We start from the raw sequence: 23,912 nt of genomic DNA on the forward strand, positions 1-23,912 counted from the left end.
ACCTCGCGAAGCGCTGACCACGGAAGGCGGAGTGAGCACCATGGCGGACGACGCGGTTGGCGCCACCCAGGCCTGCGCCCAGGGCCAGGCGATGCCCTGCGATCTCGACGAGCTGCGCACACTGTTCCTGTTCGAGAAGCTCACCGACGACCAGCTGGACTGGATCTGCCGCAACGGCCACGTCGAGCTGATCGAGCCGGGCGTCGTGTTCCGCGAGGGCGAGCCGGCCACCTGCTTCTACGTGCTGGTCGAGGGCGGCCTGGTGCTGACCCGGCGGGTCGGCGACGACGACGTCGAGGTCAGCCGGACGACCCAGCGCGGCGTGTACTCCGGGGCGTGGCACTCCTACCTCGGCGACCGCGTCCCCCAGCTCTACACCAACTCGATGCGGGTCACGATCCCGTCCCGCTTCGTCGTGCTGGACGGCGCGGCGCTGGCGCGGCTGATGCGCGAGTGGTTCCCGATGGCCGTCCACATGCTGGAGGGGCTGTTCTTCGGCCTGCAGAGCACCCAGGCGCTCACCGGCCAGCGGGAGCGGCTGCTCGCGCTCGGCTCGCTGTCCGCCGGGCTGACCCACGAGCTCAACAACCCGGCGGCCGCCGCGGTGCGGGCCACGGCGTCGTTGCGGGAGCGGGTCGCCGGCATGCGGCACAAGCTCGGCCTGATCGCCGCCGGGCCGTACGACCGCAAGGCGCTGGAGACCCTGATCGGCCTGCAGGAGGAGGCCGCCGAGCGGGTGGCGAAGGCCCCGACGCTGACCCCGATGGAGACCAGCGACCGCGAGGACACCCTGACCGACTGGTTGGAGGACCACGGCTGCGACCAGGGGTGGGAGATCGCGCCGACGTTCGTCCAGGCGGGGTTCGACGTCGACTGGCTGGAGCGGGTCGCGGCGACGGTGGCGCCCGAGGTGCTGGAGGGCGCGATCCGCTGGCTGTACTACACGGTCGAGAGCGAACTGCTGATGAAGGAGATCGAGGACTCCACCACCCGGATCTCCACCCTGCTCGGGGCGGCCAAGCAGTACTCCCAGCTCGACCGGGCGCCGTACCGCAGTGTCGACGTCCACGAGCTGCTGGACAGCACGCTGGCCATGCTCGGCGGGAAGCTGTCGGGGGTGCGGGTGGTGCGCGAGTACGACCGGGCGCTGCCCGAGATCGCGGTCTACGCCGGCGAGCTCAACCAGGTCTGGACGAACCTCATCGACAACGCGGTCGCCGCGATGGCCGGCTCCGGGACGCTGACCGTCGCCACCTCGGCGGACCACGACAACCTGGTCGTCGAGGTTCGGGACTCCGGGCCCGGCGTGCCGCCGGAGATCCGCGACCGCATCTTCGAGCCGTTCTTCACCACGAAGCCGGTCGGCGAGGGCACCGGCCTCGGGCTGGACATCTCCTGGCGCATCGTCGTCGGCCGCCACCACGGTGACCTGACCGTGACGTCGGAGCCCGGCGACACCAGGTTCCGGGTGACCCTGCCGATGCATCCCGACCCGCTGATGCCCGCCGAGGCCGCGCCCCACGAGGAGCCCGCGGTCCCGACCGACACCGATCCGGCTTAGCGGGTCACAGGTAGCGCTCGACCTTCAGTACGTAGTTCCGCAGTCCGTACCCACCGTGTCTGAACAGGATTCTTGACAGCAGTCAAGAATCCTCCTCGCCCATCACCTCGGCTGGGCCGTGGCGGCCTTGGCGACCGTGTCCAGCGCCACGGCGAGGGAGTCGGCGGCCTTCTGTCGAAAACCGGCCAGCCGTGGGACGAGCTCCGACTTGGTCAACTCGGCGTGGACGAAGGTGAGGTCGTCGGCGAGACCGAGCATGCCGAACGCCGCCCTCAGGTACGGCTCCTGGAAGTCGGAGCCGGCGCGGGGCGTACCCGGCCCGTAGGCACCGCCACGCGCGGTGACGACCACGACCCGGGTGCCACTCAACGGTCCCTGGTTGGTCGCGTGGTCGACGATGAGCGGCGGGATCGCCACCCGGTCGAACCACGCCTTGAAGCTCGACGGCACCGAGAAGTTGTACATCGGCAGACCGATCAACACAGTGTCCGCGGCGGCCAGTTCCTCGACCAGAGGCCAGGTGACAGCCCAGCTCGCCCGCTCGGCCTCCGTGGTCGCCGCGGTCCGCGCGGCGACCAGCTCACGTACGCCGGTCGCCTCCATGCGGGTCATGATCTCGATCTGGGCGGAGTCCACGTGCGCGAGCGGTTGTGCCGCGAGATCGCGGTAGGTGCGTCGGCCCGTGGGGTTGTTCTCCTGCCAGACCTCGGCGAAGGCGGCGGAGAGCCGACGGGAGACCGATCCCGGTCGCGCGCTGGCGTCGAGGTGGAGTAGATGACTCACGAAGTTCTCCGGGGACACGAAGTTCTCCAGGGAGTGGAATGCCGATCGGCGGCGGGATGCCCGGATGTCGGTCCATACACGAAGCGGCACACGGAGCAGCACACGGAGCGGCCTTCCTGCGTGCCGGCCCGCCGTCCCATCAAACCCATGCCCGAACCGTTCCCAGGCGTAATCTGCCGTGACGATTGATGACGCTGACCGTCAGTGGGAGTGACGCATGCTCGACCTGCGCAAACTGATGCTCCTGCGCGAGATCGACGCTCACGGCTCCATCGCCGCCGCCGCGCGGAACCTGTCCTACAGTCGGTCCGCGGTCTCCCAGCAGATCACCGCGCTGGAACGTGAGGTCGGGACCCCACTGCTGGAGCGGACCAACCGCAGCGTCGCGCTCACCCAGGCCGCCCGGGTGCTGGTCGCCCGCACGGAGACCGTCCTCGCCGAGCTGGAAGCGGCCGAGACGGAGATCGGGAAGACGGCGGGCACGCCCAGCGGTGCCCTGCGCATCGGAGTCTCGCTGAACCACGGCCCGCCGTTGCTCGCTCGGGCACTCGTCCGGGTGCAGCGGCGGTACCCGAGCCTGCGGATCACGTTGCAGGGCGTGGCGGCCGGGGAAGGCCGGCGGGCCGTCCGCCTCGGGCGACTCGATCTGGTCCTGGCGTTCCGGTACGACCAGGTGCCCGAGCCCCGGCTCCCCGGCCTGCTGGAGATCCCGCTCGGATCCGATCCGATCCGGGTCGCCGTCGCGGCCGACCACCCGCTGGCCGGTACAGGCCCTCGGCATCTCGCCGAGTTCGCCGGGGAACGCTGGGTCCTTCAGCCGGCCTCGGCATTCGGCCAGCTGACCCTGCACGCCTGCCACGTCGCCGGCTTCGAAGCGGACGCGGCCGCGGAGATCGACGACCTGCAGGCGGCCCTGGGCCTGGTCGCTCCGGGGTGGGCGGTGAGCCTGCTGCCGGACCTCGTACCGTCCAGGCCCGAGTTCCCGGTCGCCCGACTCCCCCTCGCCGACCAGCAGCTGCACCGGCACATCGCGATCGTGGTACGCCGGGGAGTCTCCACGGCCCCGGCCATCGAGGCCTTGGTCGACGAGGTCCGGGCCCAGATTCCCGAACAGCCGGGGCCGGTGGGCGCCAGCGGCGTGGCCGTGGCGGGAGATCGCATCTGATGGGTTGCAGGAGAACAACGCGGCCCGAAGATCCGGGGCGACGTTCAGATCTCTGCCCCGGGCGCACGACACCGCCGGACGATGATCTCAGTCGCTGTGGTGGTCGTCCCGCTTCCAGGTCGCGGCAGGCTGGCCGCCCCCGCATTCGACCTTCACTTCGAGCTCCCCGGCCAAGCCGAGCGCGCGGGGCGCACCCCCGCCGCCGGCGACCCACGTGGCGGGCGACGAGGACAAGGGGGCCGCGGTGGCGAGGTCCCGGGCGAGCCGCGCCTCGCTGATCACCTCGCCGGACGGGTCGGTGATGCCGTCGCCGATCACGCTGATCGCGGCGAGGCCGGTCAGCGTCGCCGCGACGGCCGCGACCAACCAGCCCACGGCGGCGAGTGTGGCCGCGGCGGCGACGGGGCGGCCGGCACCGATCCGGCGGTGACGGTCGGCGAGCTGCGGGTCGACCCGCGGGCGCGGCGGGCCGTCCTGGCCGGTGAGGTGCTGGACCTGACGCCGCGGGAGTTCGACCTGCTGCATCACCTGGCCGTCCACGCCGACGAGGTGGTGAGCAAACGCAGCCTGCTGACCGAGGTGTGGCGGGTGCCTACGGCGGCGCGGACAAGACGGTGGACGTCCACCTCTCCTGGCTGCGCCGCAAGCTCGGTGAGACGGCGCAGGAGCCGCGCTACCTGCACACCGTCCGCGGCGTCGGGATCCGCCTGAGCGCCCCACCGGCACCGCTGGCGGTCGCGGACCGGCTGGCCCGCTCCCTTGTCGCGCCGATCATGGAGCTCGCCGAGGTGTCGCACCGGCTTGCCGGAGCGCAGCTGTCCGCCCGCGCCACGCCGGCCGGGCCGCCCGAGCTGCGCGAGGTCGCGCACGCGCTCAACCACCTGGCCGGGCGCATCCAGGAACTGCTGCGGGACGAGCGTGAGCACGTCGCGGACCTGTCCCACCGCCTGCGTACGCCGCTGACCGCGCTGCGGCTGGAGGCCGAGGCACTCACGGACCCACCGGAGGCGGCCCGGGTCACCGCGGCCGTCGACGGCCTCGAGAACGCGGTCACGGCCCTCATCCAGCAGGCCCGCCGCAACGAGATCGCCGGCGGCGGCCCCGGTCCGGACGGCGCCGCGCAGGCCGGCGGCAAGGCCGAAGTGGCCAGCTGTGACGCGGCGCGGGTGGTGCGGGAACGGGTCGCGTTCTGGTCGGTGCTCGCCGAGGACACCGGGCGCCCGCTGTCCGTCGACGTGACCGACCTGCCGGCACCGGTCCGCATGGACGCCGATACGCTCACCGCCGCCGTGGACGCCCTGCTGGGCAACGTCTTCGCGCACACCCCGGACGGGACCGCGTTCGCCGTGACGCTCCGCCGGCGCCCGGACGGCGGCGTGGATCTCACCGTCGCCGACCACGGGCCGGGGCTGCCAGACGGCGCCGCGCGCCGCGGCGAATCCCGGGCGGACTCGACCGGCCTCGGCCTCGACATCGCCCGCCGCGCCGCCAAGACCAGCGGCGGCCGACTCAAAACCGCAGACGGCCCCGCCGGCGGCGCGGCGATCACCCTGGTGCTCGAGCCGCCGACACCGGCCTCCTCGAACGCGGGCGCGGGCCCGCCAGGTCGTGGGCGGGCCCTGCGGCCGTGATCGCGCGGCCGGCGCTCAGCTGACCATCGTCTCGATACCGATCATCGCCGCGATGAGACGAAGGTGGCCTGCCGCAGGTCGGAAAGCGGGACTCGGAGTGCGGTCGGGGCCATCTACCAGGGAAGATGCCGTCTCAGCCTGCGGCCGACCCCTTCTCTGCGTTCTCCAGGTCGTAGACATGGCGGGCCTGGGCGATGGTCGTCCGGTGACGTTCCGCCCACTCGGTGAGGGCGGTCAGCGGGCCGAACAGCTCGCGGGCGGCGCTCGTCGCCGTGTACTCCACCTTCGGCGGGACGGTCGGGTAGACCTTCCGGACGAGCAGGCCGTCGCGTTCGAGCCGACGCAGGGTGAGGGTCAGCATCCGCCGGCTGATGCCGTTGACGGTGCGTTCCAGCTCGGTGAAGCGAACCGGACCGTGGGCGGCCGCGACCAGGATGCCGATGCTCCACTTGCCACTGACCTGGTCGAGGACCTCCATGATCGGGCACGCCTCGACAAGCGCCGGGGCGAACTCGCCGCAGGCCTCGGCCGGCGACGGCTGCGCCGACGGCGGCTGCGCTGCCAGTGGCCGCGCTGACAGGGGGTGGGCCGCCGGTGGCCGTTCCACGGTCACATCCGTGTGCCGCTGGGACATGAAAGTGCCTTCTTCCGCTGGTCCGGCCGCTCCCGCAGCATGGTCACAGAACATGATCCCCGGAACATCCCGTGGCGTCAGTTACAAACAATGCCCCAAGGAGAGTCCATGTCCCAGTCCCTGTCATCACCGGCGGGCACGACGACGAACCCGACCGTGCCGGACCTGTCAGACGCTCCCGACCGGGCGGACGCGAGTCCGGCCACAGCCGGCCGGACATCGCCGCATCCCGACGTGGGAGCCCTGCCTGCCGCCGGCTCCCGGTTGCTCGCGCTGATCGTGCTGTGCGCGTCGATGCTCATGGTCATCCTGGACGGCACCATCGTCACCGTGGCGCTGCCCACCATCCAGGACGACCTGGGCTTCTCCACGTCCGGTCTGGCCTGGGTCGTCAACGCCTATCTGGTCGCCTTCGGCGGTCTGCTGCTGCTCGCCGGCCGGGTGGGGGATCTCGTCGGCCGCCGGCGGGTCTTCGTCGCCGGGCTGGTGCTGTTCACCATGGCCTCGCTGCTCTGCGGGCTGGCGACCGGCGCGGGCATGCTGATCGCCGCACGGTTCGTGCAGGGCGTGGGCGGGGCGCTGTCCTCGTCGGTGGTGCTCGGGATGATCGTGGTGGCCTTCCCCGAGCCCCGGGAGCAGGCGCGGGCGATCGGGGTGTTCAGCTTCGTCGGCGCCGCCGGGGCGTCGATCGGCCTGCTCGCCGGCGGCCTGCTCGTCGAGACGCTGACCTGGCACTGGATCTTCTTCGTGAACGTGCCGATCGGCGCGGTCGCGGTCGTGCTGTCGCTGCGGGTGCTGCCCGCCGAGCGCGGTCTCGGCCTGCGCGCCGGCGCGGACGCTCCCGGGGCGGTGCTGGTCACCGCGGGTCTCATGCTCGGCGTCTACACGATCGTCGGCACCGCCGACGCGGGCTGGGCCTCCGCCCGGACCATCGGCCTCGGCGCACTCGCCCTCGCCCTGCTGGCCGCCTTCGCCGCCCGCCAGGCGACGGCGGCTCACCCGTTGCTGCCGCCACGGCTGTTCTCCTCCCGGCCGCTGACCGTCGCGAACATCGTCCAGACGCTGATGGCCGGCGGGCTGTTCGCCTTCCAGTTCGTGCTCGCGCTGTTCCTGCAGCGTGTCCTCGGCTACGGGCCGGCCGAGACGGGCCTGGCGTTCCTGCCCATCGCGGCGACGATCGGCGCGTTCTCGCTCGGGCTCTCGGGACGGCTCGCCCACCGCTTCGGCGCGGGTCTGGTGCTGCTGCCCGGTCTCGTCCTGCTCGGCCTCGGCCTGTGGCTGCTGTCCCGCCTGGCCCCGGACGCGGCCTACGCGACGGACGTGCTGCCGGTCGCGGTCGTCCTGGGGTGCGGGGGCGGCCTGACGCTGCCGGCGCTCACCCAGCTCAGCATGACCGGGGTGCCGCCGAACGACGCCGGGCTCGCCTCCGGCCTGGCCAACACCACGTTGCAGGTCGGCGGGGCGCTGGGGCTGGCGGTTCTGACCACGCTGGCGGCGTGGCGCACCGGGAACGCGGCGGACGGCGGCGCCGGGCCGGCGGAGGCCCTCACCGCCGGCTACCACCTCACCTGGATCGGCGGCGCCATCCTGATGGTCGCCGGACTGCTCCTCGCCGTCGCCTTCCTCCGCCCGAACGGTGCGGCGGGGAGCCGGGTGCCTTAACGGCCCCTTAGCGTCCGGAAAGCGCGGCCTAGCGTGATCGGCGCGAACCTCAGTGCCAGACGAACGCGACGGACGGCACCGTAACCAGGCGGGCTGCCTGTCCGGTGCGGCACACAGGAGGTTCACATGGCCAGCAGGATCAACCCCCGCTCGTCCGCCCGGCAGGTGCGGGAGCGCCTGCGGACCCGCCGCGCCGCGGTGCTGGTCAGCGTCGGTGTGCTGGCCGCGGCCGCGGCGACCGGCACGGCGCTCGCCGCAGGCGCGGACGACCGAACGACTCTCGACCGGCCCGCCGACGACAACCCCGGCGGCAGCCGCTCCGGAGACGACCACAGCGGGGGCCGGTCCAGAGACGGCCACGGTCACGGGACCGACGACCAGCCCGGAGACGACCGGGGCGGGCGTTCCGGAAGGGACGGCTGACCGCCGGGCCGCCTACTGGAGGTAGCCCTCCACCTGGTTGCCCGAGCCGGCGCGGGCCTCCTCCGGATCCTCGCCGGCCGCGCGGGCCGCCCGGCGCCGGCGCAGCAGGTCCCAGCACTGGTCGAGGGTCTGCTCCAGCTCGGCCAGGCGGTCGGACTCGGCGTCCGCGTCGATCTGGCCCTGGGTGCGCCGCTGGCGCAGCTCGTGCTCCTCCGCCACCAGGGAGTCGATGCGCTCGAAGATCTTCGTGTCGTCCATTGGTCTGAGCCAACCACGGGGCCGGCCGGCATTCCACTCCGAGGTCAGCTCCGAGGTCAGCCGGCGGGCCCGCCCGGGACGGCGGGCGGGCCCGCGGGGGACCCCGGGCCCGGTGTGGCACGCAGGCCGGGTGCGTCCAGTGGGCAACAGACCCGCTCCCCCGCCTGCCGCCCGATCCGCGCGGACGCCCGCTCCGCCGCCGGCAGCTCGGTGGCCGGCCGGCGCGGGTTGCGGATGCCAAGCGCGGCGACCAGGCCGCCGGCCGCGCACACCAGCGCCGAGATGACCATCGCCCGGCGGAACCCGCGGTCGAACAGGGCCGGGTCGAGGTAGGCGGTGCCACCCAGCCCGGCGAGGGCGGGCAGCACGGCGACGGCGACCAGGCCGCCGGTGCGCGCGACGTCGTTGTTCACCGCCGACGCCGCCCCGGCATGATGCGCCGGCACCGCGGCGAGCGTGGTGGACGTCAACGGGGCCACGCAGGTGGCGAGCCCGAGGCCCAGCACGACGGCGCCGGGCAGGACGTCCGTGAGGTAGAAGGCGTCCGGGCCGGCCCGGGTGACCAGCAGCAGGCCGGCGCCGGCGACGACGGGGCCGACCGTCATCGGCAGCCGCGGCCCGATCCGGGTGGCCAGCGCGCCGGCCCGCGCGGAGAACAGCAGCATCATCACGGTGACGGGCAGCAGCGCCGTCCCGGCGGCGAGCGGGCTGAAGCCGCTGACCTGCTGGAGCTGAATCGGCAGCAGGAACAGCGCCCCGCCCAGCGCCGCGTACTGCAGGAAGGTGACGGCGTTCGCGGCTGTGAACTGCCGGGAGGCGAACATCTCCAGCGGGACCACCGGGTCGGCCGCCCGGTGTTCGCGGGCGACGAACCCGGCCAGCAGCGCGACCCCGCCGACCAGCCCGACCAGCACCGGGGCGGACGTCCAGCCGCTGGCCGGGCCGTCGATGAGCGCGAACACGACGCCGACCAGACCGGCGGTCACCAGGGCGCCGCCGAGCAGGTCGGGCCGCCCGCGGACGTCGGGGTTGTGGCTCTCGGGGACGTGGCGCACCGCGACCACGGCCACGACCGCGGCCAGTGGCAGGTTGATCAGGAAGATCAGCCGCCAGGAGAACGCCTCGATGAGCCAGCCGCCGAGGAAGGGTCCGGCGGCCGTGGCCACCCCGCCGAGCCCCGTCCACGCGCCGATCGCCCGGCCTCGGTCGGCCTCGTCGAACGACGCCTGCAGGATCGCCAGGCTGGCCGGGGTGAGCAGGGCCGCGCCGACGCCCTGCAGCGCCCGGGCGGCGACGAGGATCTCCACGTTCGGTGCCAGCCCACACACCAGGGACATCAGCGCGAACCAGACCACGCCGACCACGAAGACCCGCCGCCGCCCGTAGCGGTCGCCGAGCGAGCCGCCGACGAGCAGCAGCCCGGCGAGCGCCAGCGCGTAGCCGTTGACCACCCACTGCAGGGCGGCAAGGTCGGCGTCGAACGCGCGCCCGAGCGCCGGCAGGGCGATGCCGACGACGGTCGCGTCGATCGACGCCAGTGCGGAGCCCAGCACCGCCGCCGCGACGACCCAGCGTCCCTGGCGGCCGGCGAGGGTCAGTCGGCCGACTTCGCCAGCTTCGACGGCCACCAGATCTTCTTCCCGATGTCGTAGCTGAGCGCCGGCACCAGGATGGAGCGGACGACGATCGTGTCCATGAGGACGCCGAAGGCCACCGCGAACCCGACCTCGGCGAGGAAGACCAGCGGCAGCACCCCGAGGACGGCGAAGGTCGCCGCCAGCACGACCCCCGCCGAGGTGATCACGCCGCCGGTGACGGACAGCCCGCGGACGATGCCGGACCGTGTTCCATGCTCGAGGGTCTCCTCCCGCACCCGGGTCATCAGGAAGATGTTGTAGTCGATGCCGAGGGCGACCAGGAACACGAAGGCGAACAGCGGGAAGCCCGGGTCGGCGTTGGCGAAGCCGAAGACGTGGTTGAACACCAGCGCGCTCACGCCGAGCGTGGCAGCGAACGACAGCACCACGGTGGCGATCAGCAGCAGCGGCGCGACGAGCGCCCGCAGCAGCACCCCGAGCACGATCAGGATGACGACCAGCACGATCGGGACGATCAGGTTCCGGTCGTGCGCGGACGCCTGCTGGGTGTCGTAGTTGATCGCCGACTGCCCGCCGACCAGGGCGTCGGCGCCCGCGATCGGGTGCAGCGCGGCCCGTAGCGCCTTGACCGTGTCGTAGGCCTCGGGCGTGTCGTAACGGTGGGTGATCGTCGCCTCGACGGCGATCCGCCCGTCGACCTCGGAGACCTGGAGGCTGGCGGGCAGGCAGCCGTCCGCCCCGGGCCGCAGCTGCGGGCTGCCTGTGGCGATCGCGCGGGCCACCTTGGCGTAGTCGATCTGGACGCACACCGCCCCGGGGTCGGTGGACACCCCCGGGACCTTCTCGGCGGCGGCGATGACCTCGTCCTTGCGGTCGACGTTGGCGATGATCACCGCCGGCGCGCCGGCGCCCTGGCTGAAGTGCGCGTCGAAGATCTCCTGGCCGAGGATCGCGTCGGGGTCGTTGGTGAAGCTGTCGGTCGTCGACAGGCCGTCGACCTTGAGCGTCGTCATCGCGCCGGCGCAGGCCAGCAGGACGATCGCGGTGGAGACCCAGGCCATCCGCGGCCGGCGCACCAGCCCGCCGGCGAAGCGCGCCCACACGCCGTGGCTGGCCAGGTCGGCCTGCTGGTCGAAGTGGGGGATGCGCGGCCAGAACACCCACCGGCCGCACAGCACCAGGAACACCGGCAGGAAGGTCAACATCACCAGCGCGGTGCAGGCGATGCCGATCGCGGTGACCGGGCCGAGGCTCTTGTTCGAGTTCAGCTCGCCCAGGTACAGGCACAGCAGGCCGAGCACGACCGTGACGGCCGACGCCGCGATGGCCGGCGCCGCACCGCGCCACGCGGTGATCATCGCCTCCACTCGGCTGGCGTGGGTGTGCAGCTCTTCTCGGTACCGGCTGACCAGCAGCAGCGCGTAGTCGGTGCCGGCGCCGATCACCAGGACGAACAGGATGCCCTGGCTCTGCCCGTTGAGCGTGAGCACGTCATGCTTGGCCAGCGGGTAGATGATCAGGACCGAGACCCCGAGGGCCAGCACCGAGCTGAAGAGCGGGAAGAACCACAGCACCGGACTCCGGTAGACCACAAGCAGGATCACGATCACGACCAGGCCGGCGGCGAGCAGCAACACGCCGTCGATGCCCTCGAACGCCTCGATGAACGCCACCAGCAGGCCACCAGGCCCCGCGCTGTGCACGGTCAGGCCGTCGGGGACGTCCTTCTTCGCGATGTCGACGACCGCGTTCTCGACGTCGACCAGCTCGTCGCCGGTGACCTCGACGTCGCCCTTCTTGCCGACGAGCGGGACGGAGACGTTGGCGGCGGTACCGTCGGTGGAGAACTGGGGATCGGCGGACTGGTCCGGGTCGACGCCCGGGACGGCGCGGAACGCCTCGGCGTCCGCGGCGATCTTGGCCTTGTCGGCGGCGGTCAGGCCGCTCTCGCGCTGGTAGACGATGAATCCCGGCAGCGTCTGGACGGACCGGAACTTCTCCGACTCGTCCGCCACCCGGGTCGACTCGGCCGACCCGGGCAGGAACGCGGCGTTGTCGTTCTTCTGCACCTCGGCGAGCTTGGCCTGGTACTGGCCGCCGAACATGCCCAGCAGCAGCCAGAGCACCGCCAGGCCCGCGAACAGGTAGAGAATCCGCGGCCGCCGCGCGCGGCCACCGCCACCGCCGGTTCCGTCGACGGTGGCCACCGCCGCGACGGCCCCGGCCGGCAGATCCGACGCCGGCACGGGCGTGGACGCCGCAGGGGTGGCCGGCGTGGGTTCGGGCGGCGTGGGCTTGTCCGCCGCGCTCACCGCGGCGGGACCGGCCGCATCGGGCGCCGTGCTGTCGGGCGCCGCGGTGTCGGCCGCGGCCTTGTCGGCCGACCCCTCGGCGGGCGCGGCCGGCTCGGAGGCCGCCGTGCCACCCGAGTGGTCGTCGTCCCGGGGGCCGGGCACGGCGTGATACTCGTCGGTCTCCGTCGGCTGGGCTCCACCCTTGTCGCTCATCTCGCCGTCCTCGATGCAGGTGGCCTACCTGCGCGGCCGCCCCCACGGACGCACACAGGTGTGGTCCGGGGCATTGTGGCGTACCGTTCATCGGCCGTATGCCGCGCCCCGCCTCCTGTCCGTCACCGTCCGGCCCGGCTCAGTCCTCGCGGATCTGCTGGGAGAGGTACTCGGTCGCGCCGAGCTGGGAAATGAGCTCAAGCTGGGAGTCGAGCCAGTCGATGTGCTCCTCTTCGGAGGTGAGGATCTCTTCCAGGAGCACGGCCGAGCCGATGTCGTTCTTCGTGCGGCTCAGCACGATCGCCTCGCGCAGCGTGTCGACCGCGTTCGTCTCGTGGGTGCGGTCGAGCCCCAGCTGCTCGGGCACGGTCTCACCAATACGCAGCGTGTGCAGCCGCTGGAGATTGGGCAGTCCGCCCAGGTAGAGCACGCGGTGGATGATCTTGTCCGCATGCTTCATCTCATCGATCGACTCGTGGTAGTAATGCTCGGATATGTACCGATATCCCCAGTTACGCTGCATTCTCGAATGCAGAAAGTACTGGTTGATCGCGGTCAGCTCGTTCGTCAGAACAGCGTTCAGGCTCTCGACGATCTGTTCGTCGCCACGCACCGCCGGTTACCTCCGCGAGGGTCGCCCGGAGCCGCCCCCGGAACGACTCGGCCGACGTCCGGCAGCGATGTCGTCACCGGCGCGGCAGACGAACCCGACCACTCCGCGACGCAAGCTCGCGAGTGGTGCGGGAGGCCCTGCGGCCGGTGGCGGAGATCCACTCCGGGCCACCGAGATCACGTCCCAGGAGGCCCCGGTGGGTCACTAGGCTGATCTGGCAACCGGACACCGCCGACGCGGCATCGCCTCGTCGAGCAGCTCGTCGATCTCCTCGAGACATCCGCCGCATCCCGTGCCGGCGTCGCACCTCGCACCGATCTCGTCAGCGTCATAGGCGCCCGACGCGATGACGCTCCGTAGCGTCCGGTCGGAGACAGCAAAGCATGAGCAGACCAGCACCGCACCTCACCACGCCCGGACTGGCCGGCGTCGGAGCCGCCGGCAAACGTTTCTTCGCCGTTCCGGGAAACTCCGTCGCACCAAGGATCAGGCTTAGCTAAGGCTTCCCTTATCGATAGAGTGCCACGGAACGGGCACCGGACGCAAGAGAGCCTTACCTACTTCACACACCTACCGCTAGCAACCGGGACCGACAGTGACCGCCGGGCACGCGATTCGCCATCACGCGAACGCTGCGCACAACCAGCGGCCACCGTCGAGGCCTGGCGACTCAGGCCTGGCTGGCCGGACGGTCAGTGCTCGACACCAGCGCGACCGCCGCGTCGGGCTCGGTGACCCGGAAGCTGAAGCTCTGCTCCAGGTACAGCTCGACCTCCTCGGCGGTGTGCGAGGAGTAGCCGACGGAGAGGTCCTGGCCCGACTCGAGGATGAAGTCACCGCCCCGCTGGCTCAGCACCACCGCGCCGCGCACCCCCGGAGCCCGCACCACAGGGCCGTCKAGGATCTGCTTGAGATGGTTGAGCAGCAGATAGCCGCCGTGCTCGGTGGCCTCCAGGATCGCGGTGTAGCCGTCCGGGTCGATGGCCAGCCCGTACGGCCCACCGATACCCGCCCGGCGCAGCAGGGCGACCGCCTTGGCGACCGTGCGCGGGTAGCTGTCGGTGTCGGCCCCCAGCTCAAGCACCGGGTGGGACGACGCCTCGGTGATGCCGATGATCCCCGCCTCGGCGTAGCCGTGGAAGACGACGGAGTTCTCGGTCGTGGCGACCCGGCGGGCCGCCTCCTCCAGCGCCGACAGGTCGATGTCGTCCGCGCCGCGGTCGATCGCGTCCAGCTCGCCGCGGTCGATGGAGAACGCCGCCCGCAGCTCCATCACGGGCAGGACCCGGCGCAGCCGGGCACGCACGCCCTCCCCCGGCGGCGCCTGCAGCGCCGTCACCCGGCCGATCGGCGTGGCCGAGTACGCCCACCCGTGCGGTCCGGCGAAGTCGATGAGCTTGCGGGCGGCGAGGTTGGTCGTGAGGCGGGAACGGGCCTCCTCGTCGACGGCCTTCCAGGCTTCCTCGCTCAGGGGCGCATGCCCACGCAGAAGATGGTTCACTCGCTCACACCTTTCAGGCTACCGATCCCCAGCGAGCCGTCCGCCGGCTCCGTGGCGCGCGCGGCCGCGTCGCCGTCGGGTCCCTCGTCGCTCATCGCCTCTTCCTCGACCTCCGTGACCGGGACCGAGGTGAACAGATACGTGCGCAGCTGCGAATCGAGGACGGGGTCGCGGCGACGCAGCCACTCCAGCGTCATCGCCGCGTGTTCCTTCTCCTCGTCCCGGTTGTGCGCCAGCACCGCGGCCAGCTCCGGATCCGTGGCCGCCTGCACCCGTTGGTCGTACCAGTCGACCGCTTCCAGCTCTTCCATCAGCGACGTGATCGCCCGGTGGCGATCGACGACGCCGGGCGTGAGCGCGTCCGCCGGCTCGTGTAGCCCCATACTTGAGTCGCCCATACGGCACTACCTACCACGCCCGGGCCCACCAACCCGCCGGGACGGCATCGGTTCACGAACAGTCGACGTCCCGATATGAGGCGATACGTCCAACTTTGTTCGTCACCGGGCGCTCGCCGGAGCCCCGGCGGACGCTCGCAGGACCTCCGCTGGACACCTACCGGACCTCCGGTGGACAACGGTTGCGGACGTTCGCCAGACGCGGGCTCGGACGTCCTCGGTGTTCGGTGCTCGGTGCTCGGAGGAGTCAGTCGGCGACCGGTGTCACGTCGACCCGGCGGTTCGCCGCGCGGCCGGACGTGCTCGCGTTGTCCGCGATCGGCTGATCCGGGCCGAAGCCGGCCGCACGGATCCGCTCCGCGGGAACCCCCCGCATCACCAGGTACTCGCGCGCGACGCGGGCCCGGTCGATCGAGAGCGCCTGGTTGAGGGCCCGCGGACCGGTGCTGTCGGTGTGCCCGCCGACGATCACCGTCAGGTCACCGGGCAGCAACGCGCGGGCCACCTTGTCCAGACCGGAGCGCGTCGAGGCGCCGAGGACGGTGTCACCCACCGGGAAGGTGAGGGCAGTGCCGTCGAGCGCCGCCCGCAGCGCCGCCCGGGTGCTGTCCGCGCTGCCAGCGGCGGCCCACCCGGCGCCACCGGTCGTGCCGGGCGCCGGTGCGGGCGCTGGCACAGCGGACGGTGCCGGCACGGTGGCCGGCGTTGGCGCGGCCGGCCGGAGGATCTCGCCCGTCGCCGGGTCGAGGGCCACGGTGGCGCCCGAGCCGACGGCAAGCCGGTTCTCCAGGGACGCGCCAGGGATCGACTGCCGGGCCGCGGCCAGGACCGCCGCCCCGATCGACGCCCGTGCCGCGTCGTCGGGGGCGCTCCCCCACAGCACGACCGACGAGCCGTCGATCGTCACCGAGCGGACGCCCGGCCCGGTGCCCAACGCCCTCGCCACGTCACCGAACGCCTCCACGGCCGGCGTCGCGACCCGCGGGTCGACCGTGACCGTCGCGGAGACGACGCCGCCGGCGGCGTCCGCCGCCGCGCCCAGCAGGGCGGCCCGGGTCGCACTGTCCGGCACGGTCGCACTCAGCACCACCCCGGCCGGCGCCCGGCCGGCGCGCTGCTCCATCCCGACCACGAGGGGCTGCGCCGGCTCCGAGGCGATGACGGCGTCCGCGGCCAGCCGGACGGAGCTGCTGCCCGAGACGGCGGCCGCCGCCGCCGCCCGGCGGGCGTCCTCGGCGCTGTCGAAGCGGCCGTGCAGCACGATCTCCCGGCCCTCGGCGCTGACCCGCACCTGGGTGGCGCCCGCGGAGCGGACGGCGTCCGCCGCCCGGCCGGTCAGGTCATTCTCGATCGGCCCGCGCCGCAGCCAGAGCGCCCCCAGCCCGAGCAGCAGCCAGGCGATGATCAACGAGACGGCGAACGCCACCAGACGGGGGCGCCGCGGGAACGCCACCGCGGGCGAGGACATGGATGCTCCGTGCTCGATGTCGAACGGGATGGTGGAACAGGCCTGTCGGACGGGACTGTCGTGCGGGATGATCTGTAGCCGTGCCGAGCAGGATCACGAGGAGCCCGCCCGGGGCGCGGCGCCGACCCGGCCAGACGCCCGGCAACCCGGCCGGCGACGCGGATCATCGCAGCGCAAAGCAACTTTCGCACATCCCCGACATCGGGAACGCACCGGGGGAAGGTGGCGAAAAAACTACCGATCGGACGGCCACGGAACGCCACCCGCCCGCAGGGTCTACCGGCGGCCCGGCGGCCCGGCGGGCCACCGGCCCCCAGCCACCAGCCTTGAGCCAGGCTCCCGGTCAGCCCGAGGCCTGGCCCACGTCAGGCTCCAGGCCCGGGCGCCCGGCCACCTTGGTCCCGGCGGCCCTGTCGGCGGCGGCCCTGTCGGCGGCGGCCCTGTCGGCGGCGGCCCTGTCGGCGGCGGCCCTGTCGGCGGTCGCCACGTCGACCGTCGCCGTCTTCGCCACGGCGGGCAGATGCACCGCGGCAGGCCGGTGCACCGCGGCGGTGGCCGGAGCGGGAGTCGGCGGAGCCTCAGCCGGCCGGCGTCGGCCGCGGGCGGTGATGGCCAGCGAGAGCAGCGTGCTCACGCCGAGCACCGCCCAGCCGGCGACGGCGTCCAGGATGTAGTGGTTCGAGGTTGCCATCACGACGAACACGGTCGCAGCGGGATAGAGACAGCCGATCACTCGAACGAGGGGTGTGCGGGCGAAACGGGCCAGCATGAAGCCGCACCACAGCGCCCACGCGCAGTGCAGCGAGGGCATGGCCGCGTACTGGTTGGCCAGCCCCTCGAGGCCGTTCGGAGCGGCGCTGGCGCCGCCGCTCCACCAGCCCCAGCCCTCGAAGTGCGACATCGTGTCGACATACGAGGTGCCGGGCAGAAGCCGGGGCGGGGCGGTGGGGAACAGGAAGAAGCCGCACAGCGAGATCAGGGTGGTGAAGACCAGGGCCCACCGGGCCCGGATGTAGCGGCCGGGGTGGCGACGGTACATCCAGACCAGCAGCGCCGGCGTGACGACGAAGTGCAGGGTCGAGTAGTAGTAGCAGGAGGCGACCGCCAGCGGCGGGATGCTCTGCAGCCACCGGTTGAGGCTGAGCTCGATGTCGATGTGCAGGTGCTGCTGCAGGCGGAGGATGTCCCAGCCCATGTCGGTCGCGGCGCCGACCGACGAGCCCGCCACGCCACGGGTGGCCGTGTAGACGTAGTAGAGCCCCACCAGGACGACGGCCTCGACCCACAGCCTGGGCAGGCCGGTCGCCGGGTTGCGGAACCGGCCTGTCCCCGGAGGCGTCGGCAGACCCGCCGGCGCCTCCGCGCGACGTTCCCGGTCCACCCGCTCCCCCCGGTCCATCCGATCCGTCCCGTCGCYCCGCGCCACCCCGCCGGCGGTAGCGGCCCCGCCACTCCGAGCCGCCCCGTCGCTCGGAATCGTCAGATCGTTCTCCTCCGGCAGGCCGGCACGGTCCGCTTCATCCACGCGGGCCGCGTGACTGTCCGGGTCCGTTGGAGCTTCCCGTTCCGCACGACTGTCCCGGTTCGTCCGATCCACCACGCCTCGACTTCCGGTCCGTCCGCCATCGTCACCCCGTCCAGCTTGCGCCGTCCAGCCAATCACGGACGGCAGATCTCGAACGACGAGGGCGGGTGGCCACGGAGACGTTCCTCCGTGGCCACCCGCCCTCGGTGCGGGAGCGGCTGCCGGTCAGGTCCGACCGGCGGGCAGCCCCACGCCGGGCGCAGCGCCCGCCAGCGCACCGCTGGCCGCGGGCTGGTCAACGGGCAGCGCGCTGCCCGCCTTCCAGATGTCCCACGGGACGGACCACTCATTGCCGAGCTGCCGGGTATCCGCCGGGCGACCGGTGTTGCTGATGTCGATGATGTCGCCGAACTGACTGAAGTTGTAGAACCACTGCGCGTCCGCCGGGGAGGCGTTCACGCACCCGTGCGAGACGTTCGCCCGGCCCTGCGACGCCACTGACCACGGAGCGGAGTGCACGTACTGCCCACCGCTGGTGTAGTGGACGGCCCACTGCACCTCTTCGTAGTAGTACTCCGGGTGGCCCTTCGGCACGCCGACCGTCGCCGAGTCCATGATCACCATCGGGGCCTTGCCCAGCACGTTGTGCGGGCCCTCCATGGTCAGGAACCCGGGCTTGCCACCGCTGATCGGCATGGTCCGCACGAGCTGGTCGTTCTGGAACACCTGCATCACGTGGGTGGCCGCGTCGACCTTGCTGATCTGGGCGGCCCCGATCGCGAAGTCCATCGAGCGGTCCTTGACCCCGATCCAGCCGGTGCCGGAGTCGAAGCCCGCGAGGTTGGCCTCCACGTGCACCTTCGTCCCGGGCGCCCAGTACTGCTGCGGGCGCCACACGGCCATCCGGTCCGACATCCAGTTCCAGGCGCCGAGGACCGGCGGGTCGGCGTTCACCGCCAGGCGGCTCTGCACCGCCGCGCGGTCCTTGACCGGAGCGCTGAAGGTCAGGCTGATCGGGGCGCCGACCCCGACGGTCTGACCGGCGACCGGCTCCCACGACACCTTGAACGCCTTGTCCGGGACGCCGGTGGTGAAGCTCGACGTGATGTTCCTGGTGCCGTCCAGCCCCTGGACCGGCGCGGTGGCCGCCTGGATGTCGTAGCGGGTGTCGGAGAACAACCCACCCGCGGACGTCCAGGTCCGGCGGTCGGCGGAGAAGGTCCCCTCCAGCGTGCCGGGGTCGGTCTTCTCCGTCGGGCTCGCGCCGCGGGCCACGGTCACCGACGCCAGCGGCGCGTTGCTCTTCACCACGATCGACTCGGTGAGCGCGATGCCGGCAGCGCCGTCGGCCGGGGTCACCGTCACGGTCGGCACGGCCGGGCGCGGTGGCTCGTTCTGGGCCGGGCCGGCGCCCCCGCCGCCCCCGGAGGAGCAGGAAGCCAGGACCACGGCCGCGGCGAGCACGCCGGAGGCCGCGGCGAGCCGCGACCGGATGATCCCGGCGGGCCGCACGGCCTCCGACCGGCGCCGGACCAGCGGACGGCGGGTGGCGGGCGAGCACCTCCGGTCGGAGGCCCGATCCTGATCAGAACCGGAACCGGACGGAACGGCGCCTCGGGGCGCGCGTATCAAGCTCATCATCGAGCGGGACATGCGTGGCCTACTTCCGAAGACCGAACCGGTGAGGCGGGGCAACGCATCGCGCCGGTTCGTGGCTTGCCGGACAGCGGGCCGCCGTGACCTGCGGACACCGCGCGGAGTGCGGGGATGACGAAACGCGATGCCACCACGGAAAGCGACGTCTTGGAAGCAGAATGTGCGCTCGCTCGACCACTCACGAGCGGACCGTACCCACAGCCCAGAACCACGTCCCGTCGATCACGGGAAAACCCCACCACACTCGCCGGACAACTACTTTTCGTCAATACTTCGACTGCGGAGAGCGACACTCTCCGGCTAGCTGCCATAAACCCCTCCCACGCCGGTTGATCCGACGCACGACTCTTATCCGACGTTGCGCGCCAAGGCTGCACCGGGCCCGACACGGAAGCCCCTCACCGCCACATTGTCGGTAATCAGACAGCGATGGCAACGATAAGTGCCACAAAAATCACGGAACGAAGCCAGCCTTTCGTGCCATGCGACGGATACGCCGGCACCGGCCTACCGGCCGGCGCCCGAACGCGCGCTCCACGGCTGCCATCCGCCGGGACGGCGGGCCCACCCGGGAGAGATCAGCCGCGCCCGATCGGGAAACGGCGCCGAAACGGTCCCCCAACCGAACCGCACCCGCGGTCGCACCAGAATGAGGCGTCCGGCGGTCGGGGCCGGGCCGTGGCACCGCCACGGCCGGTGCGCCACGACCGGTGCGCCACGGCCCCGCCCGGCCCGCCCCGCTCGATCACGGAAGGTGCTCATGGCCATCGTTCTCGGACCGAACCAGTACGGCAAGGCCGAGGTACGGCTCGTCCACGTGGACCGGTCCACACCGGCGCACCGGATCACCGACCTGACGGTCTCCACCGCGCTGCGCGGCGACTTCACCGCCGCCCACACCCGCGGCGACAACAGCCACGTTCTCACCACCGACACCCAGAAGAACGTCGTGTACGCCTTCGCCCGGGAAGGCGGCGTAGGCGAGATCGAACAGTTCGCGAGCCGGCTGGGACGGCATTTCACGACCACCGCCGACTGGATCACCGGGGCGCGGATCGAGATCGAGCAGCACGAGTGGGAACGGATCACGGTCGACGGGCGGGAACACGACCACTCCTTCGTCCGGTCGGGACGCGGAACACGAACGACCGTGGTCACGGTGGAGGCGGACGCCGTCCACGCCGTGTCCGGACTCGCCGGGCTGGTCGTTCTCAGGTCAACCGGCTCGGAGTTCCACGGATTCCCGCGCGACCGGTACACCACCCTGGCCGAGACGTCCGATCGAATCCTCGCCACCGAGGTCACAGCGCGGTGGCGTTACCTGGACGCGGACGGCATGTCCGGCGCCGACTTCGCGCGTCTCGCCGCCGGGATACCGCGCGCGCTCGTCGAGACCTTCGCGGCCGAGCACAGCCTCGCGCTGCAGCAGACCCTGCACCAGATGGGCGAGGCCGTCCTCACCGCTTTCCCGGAAGTCGCCGAGATTCGCATGTCGATGCCGAACAAGCACCATTTCCTGGTCGACCTGGAACCGTTCGGCCTGGACAACCCGAACACCGTCTACCTGGCCGCGGACCGTCCCTACGGGCGGATCGAGGGCACGGTGCGGCGCGACGACGTCCCGGAGGCCCCCGCCGCCTGGTACGGCACGCCCGGCTTCTGCTGAGCCGCCCTGTTCCCGCTGAGCCGGCCGGCTTCGCCTGAGCCGGCCGGCCTCCGCTTCCGCCGTCAAGCCGGCGGGCTCAGGCCGGGGTGATGATCACCCTGTCCCCGGGTACCAGCCGCAGGCTGCGCGCCGCGTCGCCGTCCCGGCGGGCCACCGCGACCAGACCGCCCGAATCCAGGTAGAGCACCAGCTCCCCGGGCTCGACGGAGCCGAAGGTGACGCCGACGGCGAGCTCCACCGGCCCCGCCGGCCCGGGCACGAGCTCGGGCTCCCCCACGGCTCGCCGCTCGCCGGACGGCCGGATCCGCCCGCCGGTCGGCGGAACCCGGTCGCCGGACGGCCGGGCCCGCTCGGCGGTCAGCCGGACCCGGTCGCCGGGCCGCAGGCCGGCCTGGGTGAGCAGCTCCGCCGCCGCGGCCAGTGCCACGTTGCCGAAGCCGTCCACGGTCAGGACATCCGCCTCCAGCCGGGACCCGGCGGGCCCGCGCAGCACGCGGGCGAACGGCTCGGGCAGCCGCACCACGGAGGCGGGATCGATCCGCTCGCCCAGCGCGTCCAGGGGGCGGCCGGTGGCCAGCGCGGCCGCCGCCGGCGCGAAGACGTCCCGGCCGTGGAAGGTCGCCGGGATGCCCTCGGGCATGGTGAGGTCCGCCGCCGCCAGCAGCCCGCCCAGGGCCTCTGCGGCGGGCACGAGCAGCCCGTTGTCGGGGCCGACCACGAACCCACCGGGCGTGCGCGCGGCGAGCGCCCGCCGGGAGGTGCCGACCCCCGGATCGACCACGGCGACGTGGACCCCACGCGGCAGATGCCGCACCGTGGAAGCGAGGACCGCGGCCCCGCGCCGGACGTCCCCGCGCGGCACGAGGTGGGTCACGTCCACGATCGGCACCCCCGGGGCCAGCCGGAGCAGGACGCCGTGGCACGCGGCGACGAAACCGTCCAGCAGGCCGTAGTCGGTCGTCAGGCTGACGCAGCTCATGCCGCCCGAGCGTGCCAGAAGGCGCGCTGGCGGGAGGCGGGGCACGCTTCTCGTCCGCCCCCGGGTCTGTCTCCGGGGTCCGGCGTCAGATCGCGCCGACGGCGCGCAGGTCGGCGATCTCGGTCGGGTCGAGGCCGAGTTCGCCGAGGATGCGGTCGGTGTGCTCGCCGAGCGCGGGCACCGGGCCAAGACGGGCGTCCTCCCCGGGGAACTCGACCACCGGCCGGGTCTGGCGCACCGGGCCGACCGGCGAGCCGACCTCGACCCAGCGCCCGCGGGCGGCGAGCTGGGGGTGGGCGAGCACGCCGGCGACGGTGCTCACCCGGGCGTACGCCACCCCGGCCGCGGCAAGGCCCGCCTCCAGCTCGGCCGTGCCCAGGGTGGCGACGACAGCTGCGACCACGGCGTCGGTGCGCTCCCGGTTCCGCGCCCGGGCCTGGTTCGTCGCGAAGTCGGGGTCGTCCGCCAGTTCGGGGCGGCTCAGCGGGCCCCGGGCGAGCCGCGCCCACTCTCCGTCGTTCTGGACGCCGATGAGCACGTCGTCGCCGTCCGCCGTCCGGAAGGCCTCGTACGGCGCGATCGACTGGTGGCCGATCCCGGACCGGGCCAGCTCGACCCCGGTGTGCTCGACGGTCTGCACCGGGTAGCCCATCCATTCGGTGAGGGCGTCGAGCATGGCGATCTCCAGCACGGCGCCGGCGCCCGACCGCTCCCGGCGCAGCAGCGCGGAGAGCACACCCTGGATCACGTAGCTGCCCGCGGCGACGTCACCGGCGGCGAACCCGGCCTTGGCGGGATGGTCCGGGGTGCCGGTGACGGCGATCAGGCCCGCCTCGGCCTGGACAAGCATGTCGTAGGCCTTCCGCCCGCGGTAGGGGCCACTCGGGCCGTAGCCGGACAGGTCCACCGCGACGAGCTCGGGACGGCGGGCGACGAGCGTGGCCGCGTCGAGGCCCAGCCGCGCCGCGGCTCCCGGCCCGAGATTCTGCGCGACGACGTCGGCGCGCTCGATGAGACGATCGAGCACGGCCCGGGCGCGGGGCACCTTCAGGTCGAGGGTCAGCGACTCCTTGGAACGGTTCAGCCAGGAGAAGTGGGCCGACATCCCGCCGCGCACCGCGCGGTCGTAGTCGCGCGCGAAGTCCCCCTGCCCCGGGCGCTCCACCTTGATCACCCGGGCGCCCAGCTCGGCCAGGTGCCGGGTCGCGAACGGCAGCGCCACGGCATGCTCCAGGCTGACGACGGTCACACCCGCGAGCGGAAGCACACCGGCCAGGCTAGCGGCCCGGCCGGGCCTCACCGTCGACGATCCGGCCGTTGACGACCTCGCCGTCGACAACCTCGCCGTCGACAACCTCGGCGTCGACAACCTCGGCGTCGGCGGCCTTGCCGTCCTGGAAGCCGCCGTCGACGAGGTCACCGTCCAGCACGTCGGCGTCGACGATCCGGTGGCCGCCCGCGGCGAGGGCGCGGGGCTCGTCGCCCGCGGTGGTCTTCGGGGCGAAGCCGGCCTGCCGGCGGTCCGAGCGCGCCGGGCCGCCGTTGGCGATGACGACCGCGATCCACGGAAGGATGATGGCGAGGCCCACGGCGACGAGCCGCAGCCACCCGGTGAACACGACGACCGCCAGCACGAAGCAGACCACCCGGACCAGCATCGTCAGGATGTAGCGCTGCTCCCGGCGCCGGATCTCCGCCGGCCGGGCCTCCTCCGCCGAGGTGATCAGCACGGGCTCGGCCCGCCGCCACCTCACACCGATCGCCCGCTCACAGTGCCCACTGCCCGCTCACGACGTCCATGGCCCGCTCAACGCCCATCGCCGAGGATCCGGAGCGGGACGGTCGTCCCCTCCTGGCGACATCCTGCCCACGCGGGCGCGGACG

Annotated in this window: 22 protein-coding genes and 1 pseudogene; 7 read left to right on the forward strand and 16 right to left on the reverse strand. The window is 72.8% G+C overall.

What is annotated here, in order from left to right:
• The first annotated feature begins 40 nt into the window (after positions 1 to 40).
• Complete coding sequence (locus BBK14_RS13560) at positions 41 to 1,561, forward strand: ATP-binding protein (RefSeq protein WP_071062613.1); 1,521 nt, start codon at positions 41 to 43, stop codon at positions 1,559 to 1,561.
• Between the two features lie 102 nt (positions 1,562 to 1,663).
• Here the strand turns inward: BBK14_RS13560 and BBK14_RS13565 are convergent, their stop codons facing one another.
• Positions 1,664 to 2,362, reverse strand: coding sequence for an FMN-dependent NADH-azoreductase (locus BBK14_RS13565; protein WP_241831464.1), 699 nt, complete (start codon positions 2,360 to 2,362; stop codon positions 1,664 to 1,666).
• Positions 2,363 to 2,561: 199 nt separating this feature from the next.
• Here BBK14_RS13565 and BBK14_RS13570 point away from each other — a divergent pair, with 199 nt between their 5' ends.
• Positions 2,562 to 3,509 (forward strand): LysR family transcriptional regulator, encoded by a 948-nt coding sequence (locus BBK14_RS13570; protein ID WP_071062499.1) that lies wholly within the window; start codon positions 2,562 to 2,564, stop codon positions 3,507 to 3,509.
• 87 nt (positions 3,510 to 3,596) lie between these two features.
• Here BBK14_RS13570 and BBK14_RS40010 read toward each other — a convergent pair whose 3' ends face one another.
• Positions 3,597 to 4,037, reverse strand: a complete 441-nt coding sequence (locus tag BBK14_RS40010; RefSeq protein WP_241831472.1) for a hypothetical protein — start codon at positions 4,035 to 4,037, stop codon at positions 3,597 to 3,599.
• Between BBK14_RS40010 and BBK14_RS42835 the strand changes: the two are divergent.
• Positions 3,996 to 4,399 (forward strand): annotated as a pseudogene (locus BBK14_RS42835) (winged helix-turn-helix domain-containing protein); the annotation flags it as partial. The gene BBK14_RS40010 and the pseudogene BBK14_RS42835 sit on opposite strands and share 42 nt — an antisense overlap.
• Before the next feature lie 15 nt (positions 4,400 to 4,414).
• Positions 4,415 to 5,140: an ATP-binding protein gene (locus tag BBK14_RS41290; RefSeq protein WP_338045460.1), complete on the forward strand. Its 726-nt coding sequence runs from the start codon at positions 4,415 to 4,417 to the stop codon at positions 5,138 to 5,140.
• Between the two features lie 133 nt (positions 5,141 to 5,273).
• Here the strand turns inward: BBK14_RS41290 and BBK14_RS13585 are convergent, their stop codons facing one another.
• Complete coding sequence (locus BBK14_RS13585; protein ID WP_083390920.1) at positions 5,274 to 5,774, reverse strand: winged helix-turn-helix transcriptional regulator; 501 nt, start codon at positions 5,772 to 5,774, stop codon at positions 5,274 to 5,276.
• A gap of 108 nt (positions 5,775 to 5,882) precedes the next feature.
• On the opposite strand from BBK14_RS13585, the gene BBK14_RS13590 reads away from it, so the two are divergent.
• Entirely contained in the window at positions 5,883 to 7,436 is a 1,554-nt protein-coding gene (locus BBK14_RS13590) for an MFS transporter (RefSeq protein WP_241831465.1), read from the forward strand.
• Between the two features lie 126 nt (positions 7,437 to 7,562).
• Positions 7,563 to 7,859: a hypothetical protein gene (locus BBK14_RS13595; protein ID WP_071062505.1), complete on the forward strand. Its 297-nt coding sequence runs from the start codon at positions 7,563 to 7,565 to the stop codon at positions 7,857 to 7,859.
• A gap of 12 nt (positions 7,860 to 7,871) precedes the next feature.
• Here BBK14_RS13595 and BBK14_RS13600 read toward each other — a convergent pair whose 3' ends face one another.
• From BBK14_RS13600 to BBK14_RS13640, 10 genes are all read right to left on the reverse strand, one after another.
• Positions 7,872 to 8,117 (reverse strand): DUF2630 family protein, encoded by a 246-nt coding sequence (locus tag BBK14_RS13600; RefSeq protein WP_071062507.1) that lies wholly within the window; start codon positions 8,115 to 8,117, stop codon positions 7,872 to 7,874.
• Positions 8,118 to 8,173: 56 nt separating this feature from the next.
• The gene (locus BBK14_RS13605; RefSeq protein WP_071062510.1) at positions 8,174 to 9,745 is read right to left on the reverse strand and encodes a DHA2 family efflux MFS transporter permease subunit; all 1,572 of its coding nucleotides are present in this window, start codon (positions 9,743 to 9,745) and stop codon (positions 8,174 to 8,176) included.
• Positions 9,712 to 11,820: an MMPL family transporter gene (locus tag BBK14_RS13610; protein ID WP_420849156.1), complete on the reverse strand. Its 2,109-nt coding sequence runs from the start codon at positions 11,818 to 11,820 to the stop codon at positions 9,712 to 9,714. Before BBK14_RS13610 ends, BBK14_RS13605 begins: the two co-directional genes overlap by 34 nt.
• Before the next feature lie 541 nt (positions 11,821 to 12,361).
• Positions 12,362 to 12,835, reverse strand: coding sequence for a bacterioferritin (gene bfr / locus BBK14_RS13615; protein WP_071062512.1), 474 nt, complete (start codon positions 12,833 to 12,835; stop codon positions 12,362 to 12,364).
• A 204-nt stretch (positions 12,836 to 13,039) separates the two neighbouring features.
• On the reverse strand, positions 13,040 to 13,234 hold the full coding sequence (locus BBK14_RS35235) for a (2Fe-2S)-binding protein (RefSeq protein WP_020459850.1): 195 nt from the start codon (positions 13,232 to 13,234) through the stop codon (positions 13,040 to 13,042).
• A 271-nt stretch (positions 13,235 to 13,505) separates the two neighbouring features.
• Positions 13,506 to 14,336, reverse strand: coding sequence for a family 1 encapsulin nanocompartment shell protein (locus BBK14_RS13620; RefSeq protein WP_020459849.1), 831 nt, complete (start codon positions 14,334 to 14,336; stop codon positions 13,506 to 13,508).
• Positions 14,333 to 14,734: an encapsulin-associated ferritin-like protein gene (locus BBK14_RS13625; protein WP_071062513.1), complete on the reverse strand. Its 402-nt coding sequence runs from the start codon at positions 14,732 to 14,734 to the stop codon at positions 14,333 to 14,335. Before BBK14_RS13625 ends, BBK14_RS13620 begins: the two co-directional genes overlap by 4 nt.
• A gap of 247 nt (positions 14,735 to 14,981) precedes the next feature.
• Positions 14,982 to 16,202, reverse strand: coding sequence for an OmpA family protein (locus BBK14_RS13630; protein ID WP_071062515.1), 1,221 nt, complete (start codon positions 16,200 to 16,202; stop codon positions 14,982 to 14,984).
• A gap of 343 nt (positions 16,203 to 16,545) precedes the next feature.
• Entirely contained in the window at positions 16,546 to 17,601 is a 1,056-nt protein-coding gene (locus BBK14_RS13635) for a phosphatase PAP2 family protein (protein WP_241831466.1), read from the reverse strand.
• Positions 17,602 to 17,952: 351 nt separating this feature from the next.
• Positions 17,953 to 19,380, reverse strand: a complete 1,428-nt coding sequence (locus BBK14_RS13640) for a L,D-transpeptidase (RefSeq protein ID WP_071062517.1) — start codon at positions 19,378 to 19,380, stop codon at positions 17,953 to 17,955.
• A gap of 763 nt (positions 19,381 to 20,143) precedes the next feature.
• On the opposite strand from BBK14_RS13640, the gene pucL reads away from it, so the two are divergent.
• Entirely contained in the window at positions 20,144 to 21,049 is a 906-nt protein-coding gene (pucL, locus tag BBK14_RS13645) for a factor-independent urate hydroxylase (RefSeq protein WP_020459844.1), read from the forward strand.
• Positions 21,050 to 21,125: 76 nt separating this feature from the next.
• Here the strand turns inward: pucL and BBK14_RS13650 are convergent, their stop codons facing one another.
• The 3 genes from BBK14_RS13650 to BBK14_RS13660 all read right to left on the reverse strand — a co-directional run bounded on the left by BBK14_RS13650 (position 21,126) and on the right by BBK14_RS13660 (position 23,758).
• Positions 21,126 to 22,028: an SAM hydrolase/SAM-dependent halogenase family protein gene (locus BBK14_RS13650; RefSeq protein ID WP_071062625.1), complete on the reverse strand. Its 903-nt coding sequence runs from the start codon at positions 22,026 to 22,028 to the stop codon at positions 21,126 to 21,128.
• 85 nt (positions 22,029 to 22,113) lie between these two features.
• Positions 22,114 to 23,295, reverse strand: coding sequence for a CaiB/BaiF CoA transferase family protein (locus tag BBK14_RS13655; protein ID WP_071062627.1), 1,182 nt, complete (start codon positions 23,293 to 23,295; stop codon positions 22,114 to 22,116).
• Between the two features lie 10 nt (positions 23,296 to 23,305).
• A complete protein-coding gene (locus tag BBK14_RS13660; RefSeq protein WP_241831467.1) occupies positions 23,306 to 23,758 on the reverse strand; it encodes a DUF3099 domain-containing protein in 453 nt (150 codons plus the stop codon).
• Positions 23,759 to 23,912: the final 154 nt, after the last annotated feature.

Origin of the sequence: Parafrankia soli (assembly GCF_001854695.1) — a bacterium.
In the GTDB taxonomy this organism is placed as follows: domain Bacteria; phylum Actinomycetota; class Actinomycetes; order Frankiales; family Frankiaceae; genus Parafrankia; species Parafrankia soli.

What these genes read in the sequence shown, in the direction of transcription:
- BBK14_RS13560 (WP_071062613.1), top strand. Translation starts at nt 41, where the DNA reads ATGGCGGACGACGCGGTTGGCGCCACCCAGGCCTGCGCCCAGGGCCAG.
- BBK14_RS13570 (WP_071062499.1), top strand. Translation starts at nt 2,562, where the DNA reads ATGCTCGACCTGCGCAAACTGATGCTCCTGCGCGAGATCGACGCTCAC.
- BBK14_RS13585 (WP_083390920.1), bottom strand. Translation starts at nt 5,774, where the DNA reads ATGTCCCAGCGGCACACGGATGTGACCGTGGAACGGCCACCGGCGGCC.
- BBK14_RS13590 (WP_241831465.1), top strand. Translation starts at nt 5,883, where the DNA reads ATGTCCCAGTCCCTGTCATCACCGGCGGGCACGACGACGAACCCGACC.
- BBK14_RS13595 (WP_071062505.1), top strand. Translation starts at nt 7,563, where the DNA reads ATGGCCAGCAGGATCAACCCCCGCTCGTCCGCCCGGCAGGTGCGGGAG.
- BBK14_RS13600 (WP_071062507.1), bottom strand. Translation starts at nt 8,117, where the DNA reads ATGGACGACACGAAGATCTTCGAGCGCATCGACTCCCTGGTGGCGGAG.
- BBK14_RS13610 (WP_420849156.1), bottom strand. Translation starts at nt 11,820, where the DNA reads ATGTTCGGCGGCCAGTACCAGGCCAAGCTCGCCGAGGTGCAGAAGAAC.
- BBK14_RS13625 (WP_071062513.1), bottom strand. Translation starts at nt 14,734, where the DNA reads ATGGGCGACTCAAGTATGGGGCTACACGAGCCGGCGGACGCGCTCACG.
- BBK14_RS13630 (WP_071062515.1), bottom strand. Translation starts at nt 16,202, where the DNA reads ATGTCCTCGCCCGCGGTGGCGTTCCCGCGGCGCCCCCGTCTGGTGGCG.
- BBK14_RS13635 (WP_241831466.1), bottom strand. Translation starts at nt 17,601, where the DNA reads ATGGACCGGGGGGAGCGGGTGGACCGGGAACGTCGCGCGGAGGCGCCG.
- BBK14_RS13640 (WP_071062517.1), bottom strand. Translation starts at nt 19,380, where the DNA reads ATGTCCCGCTCGATGATGAGCTTGATACGCGCGCCCCGAGGCGCCGTT.
- pucL (WP_020459844.1), top strand. Translation starts at nt 20,144, where the DNA reads ATGGCCATCGTTCTCGGACCGAACCAGTACGGCAAGGCCGAGGTACGG.
- BBK14_RS13650 (WP_071062625.1), bottom strand. Translation starts at nt 22,028, where the DNA reads ATGAGCTGCGTCAGCCTGACGACCGACTACGGCCTGCTGGACGGTTTC.